This is a genomic window from Pseudomonas sp. VMV1 (genome assembly GCF_056790235.1).
Genome location: NZ_JBXGSE010000003.1, coordinates 858,707 through 876,875 on the forward strand (window position 1 = coordinate 858,707; position 18,169 = coordinate 876,875).

The window sequence follows — 18,169 nt, forward strand, 5'->3', positions numbered from 1 at the left end:
CCCAACCCGGGGATAGCCCGCCGACCTTGCGGCAGCGGGCTGCCCTTTAGCCCTAGACCGGGCTGGGATTGCCCAGTCGCTGGCGCTGCCATTCGCCTAGCTCGTCCAGTCGGCGCGGCGGGCAGACCAGAAAGCCCTGCAGGAGATCGCAGCCGGCCTGGTGCAGACAGAGCTGCTTCTGCTCGGTGTCCACGCCTTCGGCGATGACCTGGGCGTCGCGGGCATGGCAGAAGGCGATCAGCGCATCCAGGCTGGCCTGATTCCCGGGTTGGCTGAGGCGCTCGACGATCAGGCGGTCGAACTTGATGGTGTCGGCGGGATAGTCGGTGACCTGCTGGATGGAGGTGTAGCCCACGCCGAAGTCATCGATGGCCACGCGAAAGCCCTCGGCGCGCAGCTCGTGCAGCAGCCCCAGGGTGCGCTCGTTCAGCTCGGCGGCGAAGGTCTCGGTGAATTCCAGCTCCAGGTGGCCCGGATCGACGCCGTGGTGGCGCACCCGCTCGCGCAGGTAGGGCACGATATCGGCCTGGTCCAGCTGCGCGGACGACAGGTTGACGGACAGCACCAAGTCATTGCCCAGGATCTCCTGCAGGGCCGGATACTCACGGCAGGCCTGGTCCACGACCCAGCGGTCGATCCAGCGGAAATGTCCCTGGCGCTCGGCGATGGGAATGAATTCCGCGGGCGACACGGCGCCGAGGCGTGGCGAATTCCAGCGCAGCAGGGTTTCGGCGGAGCGTACCTGACCGGCACTGTCGACCGCCGGCATGTAGACCAGGTGAAACTCCTCGTCCGGGTTGAGGTGGCGCAGGTACTCGTCCAGCAGATCCTGGCGACGCTGGCGCGCAGCCAGCGCCGGAGTGAAATGCACCAGCCGATTGCCGCCTTCGCTCTTGGCCCGGTCCAGGGCCAGGGCGGCCTGGGCCAGCAGGTCGGCCAGGTCCAGCGGAGCCTCGGGCGCGGCCAGGCCGATGCTCAGGGTCACGGCATAGCGCCGCTCGCCGACCAGGGTACCGCTGTCGTAATTTCGTTGCAGTTCCTCACCGAGGGCGAGGGCATCGGTTGCCGCTGCCGATCCGCGCAGCAGGATGGCGAACTCATCGCCAGCCAGACGGGTGAAGACCACTTCGTTGCGCTCTTGATAGGCGGCGAGCAACTGCTGCGTCTGCCGGGCCATCGCCTGCAGCAATTCATCGCCTACTTCGTGGCCGAATCTGTCGTTCACCGACTTGAAATGGTCGAGCCCGAAATAGAGCAGGGCGATGGTACGGCCGTCCGGCTTTCCTGCCAGCCAGGACTCGCCCATGAGCTGGAAGTAGCGGCGGTTGCCGATCTGGGTCAGGACGTCGGTGCGCAGGGCCGTGCGCAGCTGCGCCAGGATGGCCAGGTTGTTGTCGTGCAGGCGCTTCATGTTGGCGCCCAGATGGCCGATCTCGCCCGGCTCGCGGCTGTCTTCGAGCGCCAGGCGCTGACCTTCCAGGACCTCGGTGAGCTGGCTGTCCAGGCGGGCGATGGGCAGGGTGATATGGCGGCGAATGAGGATCACCAGCACCAGGATGCAGGCCAAGGTCACCAGCAGCCCGCCGCTGAAATAGGCCACTGCCAGGCTGCGCAATTGCTCGTGCAGGTGCTGTGGGTCCGGACTCAGACGAACATAGAGGTCCGGTGCCAGGCGTTCGACGGCCGTGAATGCCGAAGTCCGTACGGGCGGCGTGCGAGAGAATTCCAGCGGTGCGCCATAGGTCTGTTCGAGGGTCCGCCGCAACGTTTCCAGCCGCTCCGGGCTGACCGCCAACTGCAGCGTCATCGCCAGGTCGCGCTGGCCAGGAAGAGGCGGCCCGGCCGTACTGGGCAGCAGCGCGGTCGTCGCCACCAGTAGCGACTGGCCCTGTTCGTCGATCAGGTAGTCGCGGCGTTCCAGGGGGCCGTCCGGTGCGCGCGCCAGGCGTTCGAGCAGCTGCCGCTGCCGGCTGCCCAACTGGGCGAAGGGATCGTCGCTGCGTTCGTAGTAGTAGGCCAGGCTCAGGTCCGGTCGGGCGATCGTCAGCGAGATGCGGCTGGGAGCATCGTTGCCGACCAGTCGCTGGACCGCCAGTTGCAGCTGGGTACCCAGGGCTTCGTTGCGATAGGGCACGTCGGTCTGCCGCAGGAAGTTGCCTAGCGCCGCGCTGTTGGCCAGGGCATAGAGCAGGTTGCGACTGAACTGATCGTACTCGCGATAGGTGGTTTCGAGCGCCGCCAGGTCGTGATTGACCCGGGAGCGTTCGAGCCCTATCACCGCCTCGCGCTGCACCGTGTAGCCCAGTCCCACCAGGGTCAGGCTGCAGAGCAGGGCGACCGGCAGGATCAGCAGCAGGACGCGCCTATTGAGATTCATGGCGACTCACCAGGGCACTGCCGATACGTTGCCGGGTCTGGAAGGTATCCGGCGGACCTTCGCGAAATAGCTGACTGTGGGCGAGGACGTCTTCGGGAGGAAACAGACTGGGATCCTGGCGCAGGTCCGCCGACAACAGGCGCGCGGCACTGGCGTTGGGCGTCCCCAGGTGCAGTTCCTCCGTGGCCAGCAGGGCGTTATGCGGCTCGTTGAGAAAGTCGATGAAGCGCTCGGCGGCAGCCTGATGTGGGGAATTGCTCGGCACCGCCAGGCAGTCCACCCAGAGCAGGCTACCCTCGCGGGGCGTGACGAAGCGCCAGGGCTGTCCGGGCGTGGTGGCATTGAGCAGGTGTTGATCGCCACTGTAGCCCAGCGCCAGGTCGATGAGGTCGCTGTAGGCCGGGTTGCGCAGGGCGCTGACCACGTACTGATAGGTAAGGACTGCCGGTGCCTGGGCCTTGAGCAGGGCGAAACTGCGTCTGAGCAGGTCGGGATCGCTGCTGTTGATCGCGCCCCCCAGGGTGATCAGGGGAGCGACCAGCAGGTCATCATGATCTTCGACCATGGCGATGTGGCCGCGCAGGGCGGGGGCGGGTTGCAGCAGTGATTGCCAGGAGTCTGGTGCCTTGGCCAGGCGATCACTGCGGTAGAGCAGCCCCAGGGTGCCCCATACGTAGGGTACGGCATAGTCGCCGCAGCTGTGACGCCAGCGCGGGTCGAGTTCTGCCAGGTGCGGCAGCCTGTGTGGCTCGATGCGCGTCAGCAGGCCGTCCTGGCCGAGGCGGGTGGCGCTGACTTCGTTGATGACCACCAGGTCGAGCGTGGCATCGCCGCGTGCCAGGGTGGCGTCGCGCACGTCGCTGCTGTCGAAATGGATCTCCTGCAGCGGCGGATGGCTCTTGGCCCAGCGCTGCAGCAGGGTATCGCTGAAATAGCCTTCCCAGGTATAGAGCCGCAAGGGCTCGGCAGCCGCCACGGGTGACGCAGGCAGACCGGTGAGCACCAGGCTGCAGAGGAACAGGCAGTAGCGCATGCGGACGACTCGGCGGCAAGGGCTGACTTCAATAGGAGGGGCCGAAGGACCCGGACGTTCACCCCAGGAAACGCAGGGCTTCTGCCAGTCTAGGAGGCCTGCCTGTATTCGCCAGCCAATGCGTCATCTATTGCACGCGCCAAGCGATGCGCCTCAGTTCTGCAAGGGGGCGACCCCGGCACGCTGGTGGGCGCGGGTCCAGGGCTTCTGCTCGTCGGCAAATTTCACCGCCAGGCGTTCCAGCACCCGTTGCGTCGGCGCGTTGGTGCCATGCAGCAACAGCAGCGGCAGGAGTAGCAGACTTGCACCCAGGGCTGCCTGGCGTGGCTTGAGATTGACCTCTTGGCCACGCAGCAGCCAGAGCAGACCGCCACTGGCGGCATAGCCGATGGGCAGGCCGGTCACCACTTCCGAGATCGAGTGATAGCCCAGCACCACCCGCGAGACCGCGATGAGCAGGGCGCAAGCGGCGCCGATGGCGGCCGCGGTCAGCCGTAGCGACGGTCGCGCCCGACTGGCCAGCAGCCAGCCAAGGATCGGCAGCACGCTGCCCACCAGCATGGAGTGGCCACTGAAGCCGGTGAAATCCAGGCGGGGAATGCCCAGGCCCCAGCCGAAGAAGGCGATCTTCGACAGGGCGACCGCGAGGCCGGCGGTACCAAACAGCAGCAGCCAGAACAACGCCGCTCGCGCGGACAGGCCGGCCAGCAGCCAGAGTGCGATCAGGACGGCGCAGGGAAGCATCACCGAAGAATCGCCGAAGTTGGTGATGAACAGCCACATGGATAAGCAGACTCCTGGAGAAGACGAGGCATTCTGACCACCAGATGCCCAGAGGTTGCATCGAGCATGCCAGCCTGTGGACTGGCGCAAGAAAGCGCTGGGATTCCGATGGCAGACCCAGAAAAAAGCCCCGGCACCAGCGGTGGCGGGGCTTTTTACCGGGAGGCGTCTTACAGGCCGGCAGCGGCGCGCAGAGCGGCGGCGCGGTCGGTACGTTCCCAGGTGAAGGTGGTGAAGGTGTCATCGCCCACGGTGATTTCCTGGGGATGGCGGCCGAAGTGACCGTAGGCCGCGGTGGCCTGGTACATCGGGTGGAGCAGGTCGAGCATGGTGGTGATGGCGTAGGGGCGCAGGTCGAAATGCTCGCGCACCAGCTGCACGATCTTCTCGTCGCTGATCTTGGCGGTACCGAAGGTGTTGATGGAGATGGAGGTGGGCTGAGCCACGCCGATGGCGTAGGACACCTGGATCTCGCAACGGTCCGCGAGGCCCGCGGCAACGATGTTCTTGGCCACGTAGCGCCCGGCGTAGGCGGCGCTGCGGTCGACCTTGGACGGGTCCTTGCCGGAGAAGGCGCCACCACCATGACGGGCCATGCCGCCGTAGCTGTCGACGATGATCTTGCGACCGGTCAGGCCGCAGTCGCCCACCGGGCCGCCAATGATGAACTGGCCGGTCGGGTTGATGTGGAACTGGGTGTCCTTGTGCAGCAGCTCGGCGGGGATGACGTGCTTGACGATCAGCTCCATCACGGCTTCGCGCAGGTCGGCGTACTTGACCTCGGGGTTGTGCTGGGTGGACAGCACGATGGCGTCGATGCCGACCACCTTGCCGCCTTCGTAGCGGCAGGTCACCTGGGACTTGGCGTCCGGACGCAGCCAGGGCAGCAGGCCCGACTTGCGTGCCTCGGCCTGGCGCTCCACCAGACGGTGGGAGAAGGTGATGGGCGCAGGCATCAGCACATCGGTTTCGTTGCAGGCATAGCCGAACATCAGGCCTTGGTCACCGGCGCCCTGGTCTTCCGGCTTGCTGCGATCGACGCCCTGGGCGATATCCACCGACTGCTTGCCGATGATGTTGACGATGCCGCAGGTGGCGCCGTCGAAGCCGACGTCCGAGCTGTCGTAGCCGATGTCGACGATGACGTCGCGCACCAGTTGCTCCAGGTCGACCCAGGCGGAGGTGGTGACCTCACCGGCGACGATGGCCACACCGGTCTTGACCAGGGTCTCGCAGGCCACGCGGGCGTGCTTGTCCTGGGTGATGATGGCGTCGAGCACGGCATCGGAGATCTGGTCGGCGATCTTGTCCGGATGGCCTTCGGACACGGACTCGGAGGTGAACAGGGAATATTCGCTCATCGAATGGTTCCTAAATTACCAAGGGGTAGGGGCCCGCAGGCCGGTCGAGACAGCAGTTTTCTTGCTGGACATGACGCCCTTGAGCGTCGGGTCCGCCCGCCACTGGCCAGTTGGCCTCATGACGGGGTGTTTCCCTGATCCGGGCGCGCGAACTGGCGCACCTGGATCTGAAAGCCATTGCGCAGGCCAAGGTAGAGGCTCTCGCCCGCCTGCAGGCCGGCCGCCTGGGCCCAGCGCGCCAGTTCGTCCTGGTCGAAGCCGAGCCAGAGATCGCCACAGGCTGCACGCGCCCAGGTCTGGTCGTGGGGGCAGAGGTCGGTGATCACCAGGCTGCCACCCGGCGCCACGCGCCGGGCCAGTTGCTGCAGGGCTTCCGCCGGTGCGGCCAGATGGTGCAGGACCATGTTGAGGACCACGCAGTCGGCCGCTGGCAGCGGCTCGGCGAGGGCGTCGGCCAGCTGCAAGTCGACATGGGCGAGGCCGTCGCGCTGGCAGCGCTGGCGCGCCAGTTCGAGCATGGCCGGGCTGTTGTCCACCGCCACCACCCGGGCGAAGCGCCGCGCCAGGTCTGGCAGGAAGGCGCCGTCGCCCGGGCCCACCTCCAGGGCGCAGCCGCGCGGATCCAGGGCCAGGGCGTCCAGCAGGCTGAGCAGGCCGTCGCGATACTGCGGCAGACTGGCGATGAGGTCCTGCTGGGCCTGGAATTTTTCCGCCACCCGGGCGAAGAAATCGCGACTCACCGCGGCGCGCTGGGCATGCACCTCGCCGATGCGCGTCTGCACCGCACTGGGCAGGGCCAGGGCATCCACCTCTTCGAGCAGGGCGGCGTGTAGGGCGCCGCCCAGGCTGCCGGGGCGGGGCAGGGCGCGACGATAGAAGATGGCGTTGCCCTCGCGGCGAGTGGCCACCAGTTGGGCCTGGGCCAGCACCTTGAGATGGTGGCTGATGCCGGACTGGCCGGTGGCGAAGATCTGCGCCAGCTCCAGCACGCCAAAGGAGGCACTGTGCAGGGCGCGCAGGACATTCAGGCGCAGGGGATCGCCGCCGGCCTTGCACAGGGCGGCGAGGGTGTCACCTGGGTCTCGGCCGAGCGCCGGCACACGTAGCGGGGTCATAGGGGCGCTAGTCTAGAGACCCGCTCCTGGGCTCGCAAGAAAAGCATCAAAAAGTTTTGATACTTGTCCGGGGCATCGACTCGCGCATACGTCCGTAGATGTAGGTAAGATGCCGGGGCCGTTTGGCCGGCAGTCGTCACGGGCCTGCGGTAACGACCGCGAGACTCGCGCGTCCAACGTGCAGCCCCCTCCAGGAGCGCCACCCGGGTAGCCTCATGTCCGTCCAGCCAACATCCCCTTCCGCGCCTGCCGCTGGCACGCGCCTGGTGATCTGCGAGCACTGCGATTCGGTGCATCGCCTGGAGCCGCTCGCCGTCGGTGAGCGAGCGCATTGCCTGCGCTGCGGCGCCTTGCTCTATCGCGCCAGCCGCCTCGACATCCAGGGCCTGCTGGCCTTGGCAATCGCTGCGGCGGTGCTGTTCGTCATCGCCAACGTCGGCCCCATTTTGCAACTGAGCTTTCGCGGCCTGCACAGCGAGGCGACCCTGCTGGAGTCGGTGATCGCCATGAGTCGCGGCTTCGCCGGCCCCATGGCGCTGGTGGTGGCCATGACCCTGTTCGTGGTGCCGCTGCTGCAGATCCTGCTGCTGCTCTGGGTGCTCGGCTTCGCCCAGGCCGGACGTCGCGCTCCCGGTTTCGCCACGGCCATGGTGACCCTGCATTACCTGCGGCCCTGGAGCATGATCGAGGTCTTCGTGCTCGGCGCCCTGGTGGCGGTGATCAAGCTAGCCGGCCTGCTGCACGTGGTGGTGGGCCTGGGCCTGTTCGGCATGGTCGGACTGATGGTGGTCCTGCTGATCATCGCCAAGCGCGACCTGCACCCGCTGTGGGACGCCGTCGGAGCGCGCCAGCCATGAGTGCGCCCCCGCTGCCGCCACGTGCCGACGAGCTCGGCCTCTGCCTGTGCCATGTCTGCGGCAACGTCTGCACGGCGCCCCGTCGCCACAAGGCCGGCTGCCCGCGCTGCGGCTCGGCGCTGCACCGGCGCAAGCCGAATGTCTATGCCAAGACCTGGGCCTACCTGCTGGCCGCGCTCATCCTCTACATCCCGGCCAATACCCTGCCGGTGATGTTCACCGGTACCCTGGGCCGCGGCACGGAAAGCACCATCCTCGAAGGGGTGATCGAATTCTGGGAGAACGGTTCCTGGGGCGTTGCCCTGGTTATCTTCATCGCCAGCGTGGCGGTGCCCTCCATCAAGTTCCTGGTGCTCGGCACCCTGCTGGTGACCTGCCAGAGGCGCAGCGATTGGGCCACCGCCCAGCGCGCCCGGCTCTATCGCTTCGTCGAGCTGATCGGCTACTGGTCGATGCTCGACGTGATCGTGGTGGCCCTGGTCTCGGCGCTGGTGCATTTCGGTGCCCTGAGTTCGGCAGCGCCGCGCCTGGGCATCGTGTTCTTTGGTTTCGTGGTGGTGCTGACGATGCTCGCCGCGATGAGTTTCGATCCCCGCTTGATCTGGGATGCAGAGGTGAACGATGACGGACAGGCATGAACCCGACGCCCTGGCGCCTACCCCCGAGGTACGCCGCAGTCGCTGGAGCGTATCGCTGATCTGGCTGGTGCCCATCGTGGCGGCCTTGATCGGGCTGTCCATGGTGATCCACAGCTGGGCCTCGCGCGGACCGACCATCACGGTGACCTTTCTCACCGCCGAGGGCCTGGAAGCCGGCAAGACCCAGGTCAAGTACAAGAACGTGGTGATCGGCACCGTCAGCGACATCCAGCTGGCGCCGGATCGCAATCGGGTGATCACCACCATCGAGCTGGAGAAGTCCGCCGAGGGCTTCGCCACCAAGGACGCGCGCTTCTGGGTGGTGCGGCCGCGCTTCGGCGTGAATGGCGTCTCGGGGGTCGACACCCTGGTGTCGGGCGCCTTCATCGGGGCCGATATCGGCGACTCCACCGAATCCCATCGCGACTTCCGCGGCCTGGAGCAGCCGCCGGCGCTGATCCATGGCGCCTCGGGCAAGAGATTCATCGTCACCGCCGACGACATCGGCTCGCTGGACGTGGGCTCGCCGGTCTATTACCGGCGCATCCAGGTCGGCCGGGTGGTGTCCTTCCACCTCAACCCGGACGGCAAGGGCGTCAGCGCCCAGATCTTCGTCGATTCGCCCTACGACCGCTTCGTCACCGTCAATAGCCGCTTCTGGAACGCCAGCGGGGTCGACGTCTCGCTCAGTGCGTCCGGACTCAAGCTCAACACCCAGTCGCTGGCCACGGTGGTGGCGGGCGGCATCGCCTTCGTCACCCCGGAGTGGCCGAAGGATCCGGAGGCGGCCCAGGAAGACCAGGGCTTCACCCTGTTCGACGATCAGACCAGCGCCCTGGCACCACCGGACGGCGAGCCCATCTATGTGCGCATGAGATTCCAGCAGTCGCTGCGTGGCCTCGCCACCGGCGCGCCGGTGGAATTCCTCGGCATGAACGTGGGCCGGGTGGTCTCCCTGACCCCCGATTACGACGATGCCCAGGATCGCTTCTCGCTAATCGTCGGCGCCGTCATCTATCCCCAGCGATTGGGGGACGTCGGCAAGCGCATCGAGACCAAGGACCGCGATGGCAGGCTATTCGCCGGTTGGGTGGCCCGCGGCCTGCGCGCCCAGGCCCGTACCGGCAACCTGCTGACCGGTCAGCTGTACATCTCCGTCGACTTCGTGCCCAACGCGCCCAAGGTGGCCTTCGATCCCAAGGCCAAGCCGCTGTCGATCCCCACCGTCACCGGCAGTTTCGATCGCCTGCAGGAGCAGATGGCCGGCATCGTCAACAAGATCGACAAGATTCCCTTCGATTCCATCGGCAAGAATCTCGACACCAGCCTGGCGCAGCTCAGTGGCACTCTCAAGCAGCTCAACGCGGGCGTCCTGCCGCAGCTGACCACCACCCTGATGGGCGTGCAGCAGCTCACCGGCAGCGCCAGCCAGAGTCTGGGTGCCGACTCGCCGGTGCAGCAGAACCTGACCCAGACGCTCGAAGAGATGCAGCGCATGGCGCGCTCCCTGCGCGTGTTCGGCGACTACCTGGGCCGCCATCCGGAATCCCTGATCCGCGGCCTGGTGACCGATCCGCCGCCCAAGTTCGAGCCGGGCTCCCGCGATCCCGCCAAAGGAAAACTGCAATGAAGCGCCTGACCTGCCTGGCTCTGCCCCTGCTGCTGGCCGCCTGTTCGTCCAAGGCGCCGCTCAACTACCACACCCTCACCAGCGCCGCGGAGCCCGCTGCCAATGGTCACGCGGCCAGCTTTCGCTTCGCGCTACAGGGCGTCTCGGTCCCGCCGCAGGTGGATCAGCCGCAGCTGGTGATCCGCCAGGGCGAGGGCATCGCGCTGCTGGAAAACGAGCGCTGGATCGCCCCTCTGGCCGACGAGGTCCGCAGTGCGCTGTCCGCCGACCTGTCCCAGGACCTGGGCACCCTGGACCTGGGCGATGCCCCCCGTGGCAGCGGCGCACCGGTGCTGCGCATCAAGGTGGACCTGCAGCGCTTCGATTCGCAGCCCGGGCGTGGGGTCCAGCAGGACGCGCTCTGGACCCTGCGGTTGGCCGAGCCCGGGGGCGAGCGGGTGCTCACCTGCGGCAGCCGGATCAGCCAGCCCGCTGGCGGCTCCTATGTCGAGGTCGTCGCGGCGCATCGCCAGGCGCTGAGCGTCCTGGCCAAGCGCATCGAGCCGGTGGCGCGTGCCTTCGTAGCCGACGGCGATACGATCTGCCCGGCAGGCTGAGGCGACCGCGCCGATTGCTGGAAGTGCCCTGGCTGAGCGAAAATGGCCGCCCTTTCGCTCTGCCTCTGCCAGGAGACACCGCAATGCCCAGCCGTCGTGATCGAGCCAACGCCATCCGTGCCCTCAGCATGGATGCCGTGCAAAAGGCCAACAGTGGCCACCCCGGCGCCCCCATGGGTATGGCCGATATCGCCGAAGTGCTCTGGCACGATCAGCTCAAGCACAACCCTGGCAATCCCCAGTGGGCCGACCGTGACCGCTTCGTGCTGTCCAACGGCCACGGCTCCATGCTCATCTATTCGCTGCTGCACCTGTCCGGCTACGACCTGTCCATCGACGACCTGAAGAATTTCCGTCAACTGCACAGCAAGACCCCGGGCCACCCCGAGTACGGCTACGCCCCGGGCATCGAGACCACCACCGGTCCGCTGGGCCAGGGCATCGCCAACGCCGTGGGCTTCGCCCTGGCGGAAAAGGTCATGGCCGCCCAGTTCAACCGCGACGGCCACCAGATCGTCGACCACCATACCTACGCCTTCCTGGGCGATGGCTGCATGATGGAAGGCGTCTCCCACGAGGCCTGCTCCCTGGCCGGCACCCTGGGCCTGTCCAAGCTGATCGCCTTCTACGACGACAACGGCATCTCCATCGATGGCGAGGTCGAGGGCTGGTTCACCGACGACACCCCCAAGCGCTTCGAGAGCTATGGCTGGCAGGTGATCCGCAACGTCGACGGCCATGACGCCGACGAGATCCAGACCGCCCTGGACACCGCGCGCAAGAGCGACAAGCCCACCCTGATCTGCTGCAAGACCGTGATCGGCTACGGCGCCCCGCACAAGCAGGGCAAGGAAGAGTGCCACGGCGCCCCCCTGGGCAACGACGAGATCCAGGCCGCGCGCGAATTGCTCGGCTGGTCCCATGCGCCTTTCGAGATCCCCGCCGACATCTATGCCGAGTGGAGTGCCCGGGAGCGCGGCGCCGCCGCCGAGGCCGAGTGGAACGAGCGTTTCGCCGCCTACGCCCAGGCCCATCCGCAGCTCGCCGCCGAGTTCAAGCGCCGCATGGCCGGTGACCTGCCCGCCGATTTCGCCGAGCGCGCCGCCGCCTTCATCCAGGACGTCGCCAGCAAGGGCGAGACCATCGCCAGCCGCAAGGCCAGCCAGAACGCCCTGCAGTTCTTTGGTCCGCTGCTGCCCGAGTTGCTCGGCGGTTCCGCCGACCTGGCCGGCTCCAACCTGACCCTGTGGAAGGGCGCCAAGGGCGTCACCGCCGAAGACGCCAGCGGCAACTATGTCCACTACGGCGTGCGTGAATTCGGTATGAGCGCCATCATGAACGGCGTCGCCCTGCACGGCGGCCTGGTGCCCTACGGCGCCACCTTCCTGATGTTCATGGAATACGCCCGCAACGCGGTGCGCATGTCGGCGCTGATGAAGCAGCGGGTGCTCTATGTCTTCACCCACGACTCCATCGGCCTCGGCGAGGACGGCCCCACCCACCAGCCGGTGGAGCAGCTGGCCTCGCTGCGCTACACCCCCAACCTGGACACCTGGCGTCCGGCCGACGCGGTGGAATCCGCCATCGCCTGGACCTCGGCCCTGGAACGTCGCGACGGCCCCAGCGCGCTGATCTTCTCCCGCCAGAACCTGGTCCACAGCGTGCGCGACGAAGCCACCCTGGGCAACGCCGCTCGCGGCGGCTACGTGCTCAAGGACTGCGTGGGCGAACCCGAGCTGATCCTCATCGCCACCGGTTCCGAAGTGGGTCTGGCGGTGCAGGCCTATGACCGCCTGACCGCCGAAGGTCGCCAGGTGCGCGTGGTCTCCATGCCCAGCACCAGCGTCTTCGACCGCCAGAGCCCCGAGTACCGCCAGCAGGTCCTGCCGGTGGAAGTTGGCGCGCGCATCGCCATCGAGGCCGGCATTGCCGACTTCTGGTACAAGTACGTCGGTCTCGACGGTCGTATCATCGGCATGCACACCTACGGCGAATCCGCTCCGGCGGCGGCGCTCTTCGAGCACTTCGGCTTCACCCTGGACAACGTCCTGGCGGTCGCCGGCGAGTTGCTGGAAGACTAAGCGTGCCGCGGTAATACGAAAAGCCCCGCCTAGGCGGGGCTTTTTCATGCCTGACATTCAGCAGGCGCTCAGGGATTCACCCGAATGCTCGGCCCCACCAGCGTGACGCCCCCGGCATCCAGCTGGACGAAACTGCCGCCAGCCTTGAGCGTCAGGCGGGCGCCGGCTTCCAGGACGATCTTCTGTCCGCTTTGCAGCTGGATTTCGCTACCGGCTTCGACGAACAGGCCGCCATCCAGGCGCAGGTGCTGACTCTCGCTGACGTCCAGGTGGTCATCGGCGCGCACCTCGGTGCGGCGTTCGCCATGGGTGATGCGGTGCTCTTCGGCGTGGAAGGTGCTGTAGCTGTTGGCGCCGATCCGCTGATGGCGCTCGTGGCCAATCTCGCTGCGGTGGTCATGACCGATACGTTCGTCCCAGTCGCGTTGGGCATGGAGGTGGATTTCCTCCTGGCCCTGGCGATCCTCCAGGCGCAGTTCGTTGTAACCGTTGCCGCCCGGGCTGCTCAGGCTCTTGAAGGTGCTGCGGGTCCTGTCCCGGGGCAGCTCCAGCGGCGGTCGGTGTTCGGCGTGATGCAGGCAGCCGATCACCAGCGGCTGGTCGGGATCGCCTTCTAGAAAGCCCACCAGCACCTCCATGCCGATCCGCGGCACGGCCAGGGCGCCGTAGCCCGGCCCGGCCCAGCCGCTGGCGACGCGCAGCCAGCAGCTGCTGCGCTCATCCGCCTGGCCCTGGCGATCCCAGTGGAATTGCACCTTGACCCGGCCAAGGGCGTCGCAGTGGATCTCCTCGCCGGCCGGACCAGTCACCACGGCGGTCTGGGCGCCCAGCACGGTCGGTCTGGGATGACGGCGGGGCAGGCGAAAGGGCACCGTCGAGGGGAGGGCGACGAAGGTGTTGCGATAGCCCTGGCGCAAGCCATCCTCCACAGACGGGTTGGGCAGGCTTTCTTCCAGTACCTGGGGCTGGCGCCCCTGATGGTGGATCTCGGTCAGCAACCAGAGCTGGTTCCAGTCGCCATGGGGATGCTGCTCCAGCAGCAGGAAGTGACCACTCACCAGGCCTGCTCGATCGCTCGTGCCCTGCGCCTGGTGGGCGTCGAGCCTCAGGCTCTCCAGACGCCGTGCGCTCAGGCGCTTGCCGGTTTCGCGATCGATGAAACGACCGGGAAAGCCATAGTGTTCCAGGGCGGGTGGTGAAGTCGCGTCCGCCCGGCTTTCCAGGCGTAGCCGCGGCTGCAGAGGGTCGTGGTCACGCAGGGTGGTGGCGCTGCTACGGGTCTGCAGGCCGACCGCGAAATGGCTGATCACCGCTTCGTCCGCCACCAGCCCGCTGCCAGGCAGGTAGCGGGTGGCGCCGAGCCGTGGGAAACAGGTGGCATCATCGCCAAACACCAGCACATGGCCGTCGCGGCGCTGTTGATGGTGATAGTGCAGGCCCTCTTCTTCGCACAGCCGATTGAGAAAGGCGAGATCGCTTTCGCGGTATTGCACGCAGTAGTCGCGCGTTGGATAGACCGTCGGACCCAGGGCGAAGCGATAGTCGCCTTCGAGGATGCCGTGTTCCTGGAGCAACTGGGCGAGGATCTCGGGGACGCTGAGCCCCTGGAAGATGCGGGAATTGGTCCGGTGGGCGAGGTAGGCCAGGCGCGGCACCAGTTCGATGCGATAACGGGTCAGGCGGTGGCCGGAATCCCCCTGGGCGACGGCGGCGATCTGACCGTTGATACCCGCGTCCCCCGGGCCCAGGCCGAGAAAGGCGCGGCGATGCAGCAGCGATTCCAGCGGCCAGTCCGGTCGTTCGCTGACCAGCTCCAGCTGGAAGCGATAGGGCCTACCGATGGCCTCGGTGCCCTCAAAGGCGAGGATCTGGAAATCATGGGCGACGCCGTCCAGCGTCAGGGTGAACTGAGGGGTATCGGCTGGAGTGAACATCGGATCGCATCCTTGCGAATCGAAAACTCCCATGTGATCAGCCAGACTGCACAGGTTCAAGCTGCAAGAGGCGCATTCTAGAGCGATTTCACAGGCGAATTCTGGCGCAGTAGCGGGCTAGCCCAGGGCGAGGAGATCCTGCTGCGGTGGCAAGGCTCCTTCCAGTTCCAGCAAGAATTGCTTGGTCGGCAACCCCCCGCCAAAGCCGGTCAGGGCACCGGACGCCCCTATCACCCGGTGGCAGGGCAGCACGATGGGCAACGGATTGCGGCCGTTGGCGGCGCCCACCGCGCGCCGCGCCTGGGGTCGGCCGAGATGGCTGGCCAGTTGGCCGTAGCTCCAGGTCTGGCCGTGAGGGATCTCCGCCAGGGCCTGCCAGACCTCCAGCTGGAAGGGGGTGCCGAGCGGCGCCAGGGGCAGCTCGAAGCGCTGGCGTCGGCCGGCGAAATACTCGCCAAGTTGCGTGCGGGTCAGGGCCAGGATCGGATGGTCGGCGGCGACCCAGCTGCTGTCGCGCTTGGCCAGGTAGCGATTCTCGGGAAATTCCACCACGCGCAGACCGCTGTCGTCGGCGGCCAGGGTGAGAGGGCCGATGGGGCTGTCCAGCAGGCAATAGGCGATCATCAGGGCGACTCCTTGGCGAGACGGGTAGGGACGGGTTCGGCGGGAGTATCGGCGGGGGCCTTCCAGGTGGCCTCGCGCCAAACCTGCATCACCCCATAGGCGCGCCAGGGCCGCCAGGCTTCGGCACGGGCATACAGCGCCTTGGCGGTCAGGCGCTCGCCGGGCGGTGCCAGGCGTTTCTGCAGCACCAGGTCTTCCACCGGACAGGCATCGGGGTGGGCCAGGGCGCGCAGGGCGATGTACTGGGCGGTCCAGGGGCCGATGCCCTTGAGGGCGATCCAGCGCCGGGTGAAGTCGTCCAGGGTGCGTCCGGTGTCGAAGTCCACCTCGCCGGCGCGCAAGGCCCGGGCCACGGTGCCCAGGGTGCCGGCGCGGGCGCGGATCAGGCCGAGGCCGGTGAGGTCTTCCAGGGCGGCATCGGCCAGGGCCTCCACCGTGGGAAAGAAGTGGTGCAGGCCGGCTGGCGGGCGACTGGCCTCGTGGCCGGGCTCGCCCCAAGGCCGCCCGAAGCGCTGCACCACCCGGGCGGTCATGGTGGTGGCCGCCACCACGCTGACCTGCTGGCCGATGACGGCGCGCACGGCGATCTCGAAGCCGTCCCAACCACTGGGCAGGCGCAGGCCCGGCCGGCGCGCCACCAGCTCGGCCAGGGTCGGATCGACCGCCAGGCCCTGGGCAATGGCTTCCGGATCGGCATCCAGATCGAACATGCGGCGGATTCGTGCCACTGCCGCCTGCAGCTCGCCAGGCGCGGCGCCGTGCAGCTCCAGACGCAGCGCCGGCGTGTCGGCATCCCAGGCCGAGACGCGCAGCCAGCCCGGTTGTTCAGGCGTGCCGATCACCCGGGCATAGCTGCTGTCGTCCAGCACCTCGACGCCGGGCAGCGCATGACCGCGGAGAAAATCCAGCTGGGCGGCGAAGTCGTAGGGCGGACGATAGGCCAGACGCAGGACCAGCACTGGCGAAGGCGCGGCCTGACCCTTGCGCACCTGGCTGGGGGCCAGGCCGTAGGCGTCGCGAAAGGCGGTGTTGAAGCGTCTCAGACTGCCGAAGCCGGCGGCCAGGGCTACCTCGGTGATCGGCAGCCGGGTCTCGCTGAGCAATTGCTTGGCGAACAACAGTCGGCGGGTAGTGAGCACCGCCAGGGGTGCGGCGCCCAGGCGTTCGACGAACAGTCGCCGCAACTGGCGTTCGCTGAGGTCGAGCCGGGCGGCGAGAGCGGGAAGACCGCCTTCCTCTAGGCCTTCGTCCATCAGTCGCAGGGCGCGGGCCAGGGTGGCGTCGCCGCGTTGCCAGTGGCCGCCGGCGGGGGAGAGCTCGGGGCGGCACCTCAGGCAGGGGCGATAGCCGGCGGCTTCGGCGGCCGCGGCGCTGGGGTAGTAGCTGACGTTTTCCGGGCGCGGCGGTTGCGCCGGGCATACCGGTCGGCAATAGATGCCGGTGGTGAGCACCGCGGTATAGAACAGGCCGTCGAAACGCGGGTCCCGCGCGAGGCGGGCACGTTCGAAGGCGGGAATGTCGGGGAAGGCGTTCATGGCGGCAGGTTAGCACCGCCGGGTAGGGGTGACTGGCCGTTTTCGGACAGGACCGCTGAGGTAGAGATCTATCGCGGCCATGGCGGTCCGCCGATGCGGCCGCTCCTAAAGGAACGTCAAACTTCTGTAGGAGCGGCCCATGGCCGCGATCAGGCATCAGCGCCGTAGCCTGGAAAACGGGGCAGCCTTTTCCGCTGAGGACCTCGTCGCGAGGCGCGCCCTCACCCCAACCCTCTCCCAGAGGGAGAGGGAGTTTTCGGAGCAGGCTGCCGGCTCAACGCCTTAGCCTGGAAAACGGCGCAGCCTTTTCCGCAGAGGACTTCGTCGCGAGGGGCGCCCTCACCCCAACTCTCTCCCAAAGGGAGAGGGAGTTTTCGGAGCAGGCGGCCGGCTCAACGCCGTAGCGTGGAAAACGGCGCAGCCTTTTCCGCAGAGGACTTCGTCGTGAGGGGCGCCCTCACCCCAACTCTCTCCCAGAGGGAGAGGGAGTTTTCGGAGCAGGCGGCCGGCTCAACGCCGTAGCCTGAAAAACGGCGCAGCCTTTTCCGCTGAGGACTTCGTCGCGAGGGGCGCCCTCACCTCAGCCCTCTCCCAGGAAGGGGCTTGCTGGAGCAGCGAATTAGCTCAGAAATTCCAATCCTCGTCTTCGGTACTCACCGCCTTGCCGATGACATAGGACGAGCCCGAGCCGGAAAAGAAGTCGTGGTTCTCGTCGGCACTGGGCGACAGGGCGGCCAGGATCGCCGGGCTGACGTCGGTCATGCTGCTGGGGAACAGCGCTTCGAAGCCCAGGTTCATCAGCGCCTTGTTGGCGTTGTAGTGGAGAAATTTCTTCACGTCCTCGCTCCAGCCCACGCTGTCGTAGAGGTCCTCGGTGTAGGCCACCTCGTTGTCGTAGAGGTCCTGCAGGAGTTCGTAGGCGAAGTCCTTGACCTGCTGGCGGCGCTCCGGGCTTTCCTTGGCCAGGGCCTGCTGGAATTTGTAGCCGATGTAGTAGCCGTGCACTGCCTCGTCGCGAATGATCAGGCGGATCAGGTCGGCGGTGTTGGTCAGCTTGGCGCGGCTGGACCAGTACATCGGCAGATAGAAGCCCGAATAGAAGAGGAAGGATTCCAGAAAGACGCTGGCCACCTTGCGCAGCAGCGGGTCGTCCGCGTGGTAGCGCGCCAGGATCAGGTCGGCCTTGGTCTGCAGATAGGGATTCTCCTCGCTCCAGCGATAGGCCTCGTCCACATCCGGCGTCGAGCAGAGGGTAGAAAAGATCGAGCTGTAGGAGCGCGCATGCACCGCTTCCATGAAGCCGATGTTGGCGATCACCGCCTCTTCGTGGGGGGTGACGGCATCGGCCAGCAGGGTCGGGGCGCCCACGGCGTTCTGGATGGTGTCCAGCAGGGTCAGGCCGGTGAAGACGCGGATGGTCAGCTGCTGCTCCTTGGGCGTCAGGGTCGCCCAGGAGGGGATGTCGTTGGACAGCGGGATCTTTTCCGGCAGCCAGAAGTTGCCGGTCAGGCGGTTCCACACTTCCAGGTCCTTGTCGTCCTGGATACGGTTCCAGTTGATGGCGTTGATGCGATTCAGGCGCGGCGCGTTGACGGGTGCGTTCAT

General features: G+C 67.0%; 14 protein-coding genes. 5 read left to right on the forward strand and 9 right to left on the reverse strand.

Annotation, left to right across the window (positions count from 1 at the left end; translation table 11 throughout):
- Positions 1 to 52 precede the first annotated feature (52 nt).
- The 5 genes from ACUCV0_RS14025 to ACUCV0_RS14045 form a co-directional block, all read right to left on the reverse strand.
- Positions 53 to 2,377, reverse strand: coding sequence for a putative bifunctional diguanylate cyclase/phosphodiesterase (locus ACUCV0_RS14025; RefSeq protein WP_482212944.1), 2,325 nt, complete (start codon positions 2,375 to 2,377; stop codon positions 53 to 55).
- Positions 2,364 to 3,410 carry a polyamine ABC transporter substrate-binding protein gene (locus ACUCV0_RS14030; RefSeq protein WP_482212945.1) on the reverse strand — a complete coding sequence of 349 codons (1,047 nt, stop codon included), beginning with the start codon at positions 3,408 to 3,410 and terminating at the stop codon, positions 2,364 to 2,366. Before ACUCV0_RS14030 ends, ACUCV0_RS14025 begins: the two co-directional genes overlap by 14 nt.
- A gap of 153 nt (positions 3,411 to 3,563) precedes the next feature.
- A complete protein-coding gene (locus tag ACUCV0_RS14035; RefSeq protein ID WP_482212946.1) occupies positions 3,564 to 4,193 on the reverse strand; it encodes a phosphatase PAP2 family protein in 630 nt (209 codons plus the stop codon).
- A 170-nt stretch (positions 4,194 to 4,363) separates the two neighbouring features.
- A complete protein-coding gene (metK, locus tag ACUCV0_RS14040; protein WP_059316513.1) occupies positions 4,364 to 5,554 on the reverse strand; it encodes a methionine adenosyltransferase in 1,191 nt (396 codons plus the stop codon).
- 116 nt (positions 5,555 to 5,670) lie between these two features.
- Complete coding sequence (locus ACUCV0_RS14045; protein WP_482212947.1) at positions 5,671 to 6,669, reverse strand: ArsR/SmtB family transcription factor; 999 nt, start codon at positions 6,667 to 6,669, stop codon at positions 5,671 to 5,673.
- A gap of 215 nt (positions 6,670 to 6,884) precedes the next feature.
- On the opposite strand from ACUCV0_RS14045, the gene ACUCV0_RS14050 reads away from it, so the two are divergent.
- From ACUCV0_RS14050 to tkt, 5 genes are all read left to right on the forward strand, one after another.
- Positions 6,885 to 7,526, forward strand: a complete 642-nt coding sequence (locus ACUCV0_RS14050; protein ID WP_059316511.1) for a paraquat-inducible protein A — start codon at positions 6,885 to 6,887, stop codon at positions 7,524 to 7,526.
- On the forward strand, positions 7,523 to 8,164 hold the full coding sequence (locus tag ACUCV0_RS14055; protein WP_059316510.1) for a paraquat-inducible protein A: 642 nt from the start codon (positions 7,523 to 7,525) through the stop codon (positions 8,162 to 8,164). Before ACUCV0_RS14050 ends, ACUCV0_RS14055 begins: the two co-directional genes overlap by 4 nt.
- Entirely contained in the window at positions 8,148 to 9,794 is a 1,647-nt protein-coding gene (locus ACUCV0_RS14060) for a PqiB family protein (protein WP_482212948.1), read from the forward strand. The genes ACUCV0_RS14055 and ACUCV0_RS14060 overlap by 17 nt, the downstream gene beginning before the upstream one ends.
- A complete protein-coding gene (locus ACUCV0_RS14065) occupies positions 9,791 to 10,390 on the forward strand; it encodes a PqiC family protein (protein ID WP_482212949.1) in 600 nt (199 codons plus the stop codon). The genes ACUCV0_RS14060 and ACUCV0_RS14065 overlap by 4 nt, the downstream gene beginning before the upstream one ends.
- 83 nt (positions 10,391 to 10,473) lie before the next feature.
- Complete coding sequence (gene tkt / locus ACUCV0_RS14070) at positions 10,474 to 12,471, forward strand: transketolase (protein WP_271653288.1); 1,998 nt, start codon at positions 10,474 to 10,476, stop codon at positions 12,469 to 12,471.
- A 68-nt stretch (positions 12,472 to 12,539) separates the two neighbouring features.
- Here the strand turns inward: tkt and ACUCV0_RS14075 are convergent, their stop codons facing one another.
- The 4 genes from ACUCV0_RS14075 to nrdF form a co-directional block, all read right to left on the reverse strand.
- Positions 12,540 to 14,405, reverse strand: coding sequence for a type VI secretion system Vgr family protein (locus ACUCV0_RS14075; protein WP_482212950.1), 1,866 nt, complete (start codon positions 14,403 to 14,405; stop codon positions 12,540 to 12,542).
- A 117-nt stretch (positions 14,406 to 14,522) separates the two neighbouring features.
- The gene (locus ACUCV0_RS14080; RefSeq protein ID WP_482212951.1) at positions 14,523 to 15,029 is read right to left on the reverse strand and encodes a methylated-DNA--[protein]-cysteine S-methyltransferase; all 507 of its coding nucleotides are present in this window, start codon (positions 15,027 to 15,029) and stop codon (positions 14,523 to 14,525) included.
- Positions 15,029 to 16,564, reverse strand: coding sequence for an AlkA N-terminal domain-containing protein (locus ACUCV0_RS14085; protein WP_482212952.1), 1,536 nt, complete (start codon positions 16,562 to 16,564; stop codon positions 15,029 to 15,031). The genes ACUCV0_RS14080 and ACUCV0_RS14085 overlap by 1 nt, the downstream gene beginning before the upstream one ends.
- A 624-nt stretch (positions 16,565 to 17,188) precedes the next feature.
- Positions 17,189 to 18,169, reverse strand: coding sequence for a class 1b ribonucleoside-diphosphate reductase subunit beta (gene nrdF / locus ACUCV0_RS14090; protein WP_059316503.1), 981 nt, complete (start codon positions 18,167 to 18,169; stop codon positions 17,189 to 17,191).

What these genes read in the sequence shown, in the direction of transcription:
- ACUCV0_RS14025 (WP_482212944.1), bottom strand. Translation starts at nt 2,377, where the DNA reads ATGAATCTCAATAGGCGCGTCCTGCTGCTGATCCTGCCGGTCGCCCTG.
- ACUCV0_RS14030 (WP_482212945.1), bottom strand. Translation starts at nt 3,410, where the DNA reads ATGCGCTACTGCCTGTTCCTCTGCAGCCTGGTGCTCACCGGTCTGCCT.
- ACUCV0_RS14035 (WP_482212946.1), bottom strand. Translation starts at nt 4,193, where the DNA reads ATGTGGCTGTTCATCACCAACTTCGGCGATTCTTCGGTGATGCTTCCC.
- metK (WP_059316513.1), bottom strand. Translation starts at nt 5,554, where the DNA reads ATGAGCGAATATTCCCTGTTCACCTCCGAGTCCGTGTCCGAAGGCCAT.
- ACUCV0_RS14045 (WP_482212947.1), bottom strand. Translation starts at nt 6,669, where the DNA reads ATGACCCCGCTACGTGTGCCGGCGCTCGGCCGAGACCCAGGTGACACC.
- ACUCV0_RS14050 (WP_059316511.1), top strand. Translation starts at nt 6,885, where the DNA reads ATGTCCGTCCAGCCAACATCCCCTTCCGCGCCTGCCGCTGGCACGCGC.
- ACUCV0_RS14055 (WP_059316510.1), top strand. Translation starts at nt 7,523, where the DNA reads ATGAGTGCGCCCCCGCTGCCGCCACGTGCCGACGAGCTCGGCCTCTGC.
- ACUCV0_RS14060 (WP_482212948.1), top strand. Translation starts at nt 8,148, where the DNA reads ATGACGGACAGGCATGAACCCGACGCCCTGGCGCCTACCCCCGAGGTA.
- ACUCV0_RS14065 (WP_482212949.1), top strand. Translation starts at nt 9,791, where the DNA reads ATGAAGCGCCTGACCTGCCTGGCTCTGCCCCTGCTGCTGGCCGCCTGT.
- tkt (WP_271653288.1), top strand. Translation starts at nt 10,474, where the DNA reads ATGCCCAGCCGTCGTGATCGAGCCAACGCCATCCGTGCCCTCAGCATG.
- ACUCV0_RS14075 (WP_482212950.1), bottom strand. Translation starts at nt 14,405, where the DNA reads ATGTTCACTCCAGCCGATACCCCTCAGTTCACCCTGACGCTGGACGGC.
- ACUCV0_RS14080 (WP_482212951.1), bottom strand. Translation starts at nt 15,029, where the DNA reads ATGATCGCCTATTGCCTGCTGGACAGCCCCATCGGCCCTCTCACCCTG.
- ACUCV0_RS14085 (WP_482212952.1), bottom strand. Translation starts at nt 16,564, where the DNA reads ATGAACGCCTTCCCCGACATTCCCGCCTTCGAACGTGCCCGCCTCGCG.
- nrdF (WP_059316503.1), bottom strand. Translation starts at nt 18,169, where the DNA reads ATGAACGCACCCGTCAACGCGCCGCGCCTGAATCGCATCAACGCCATC.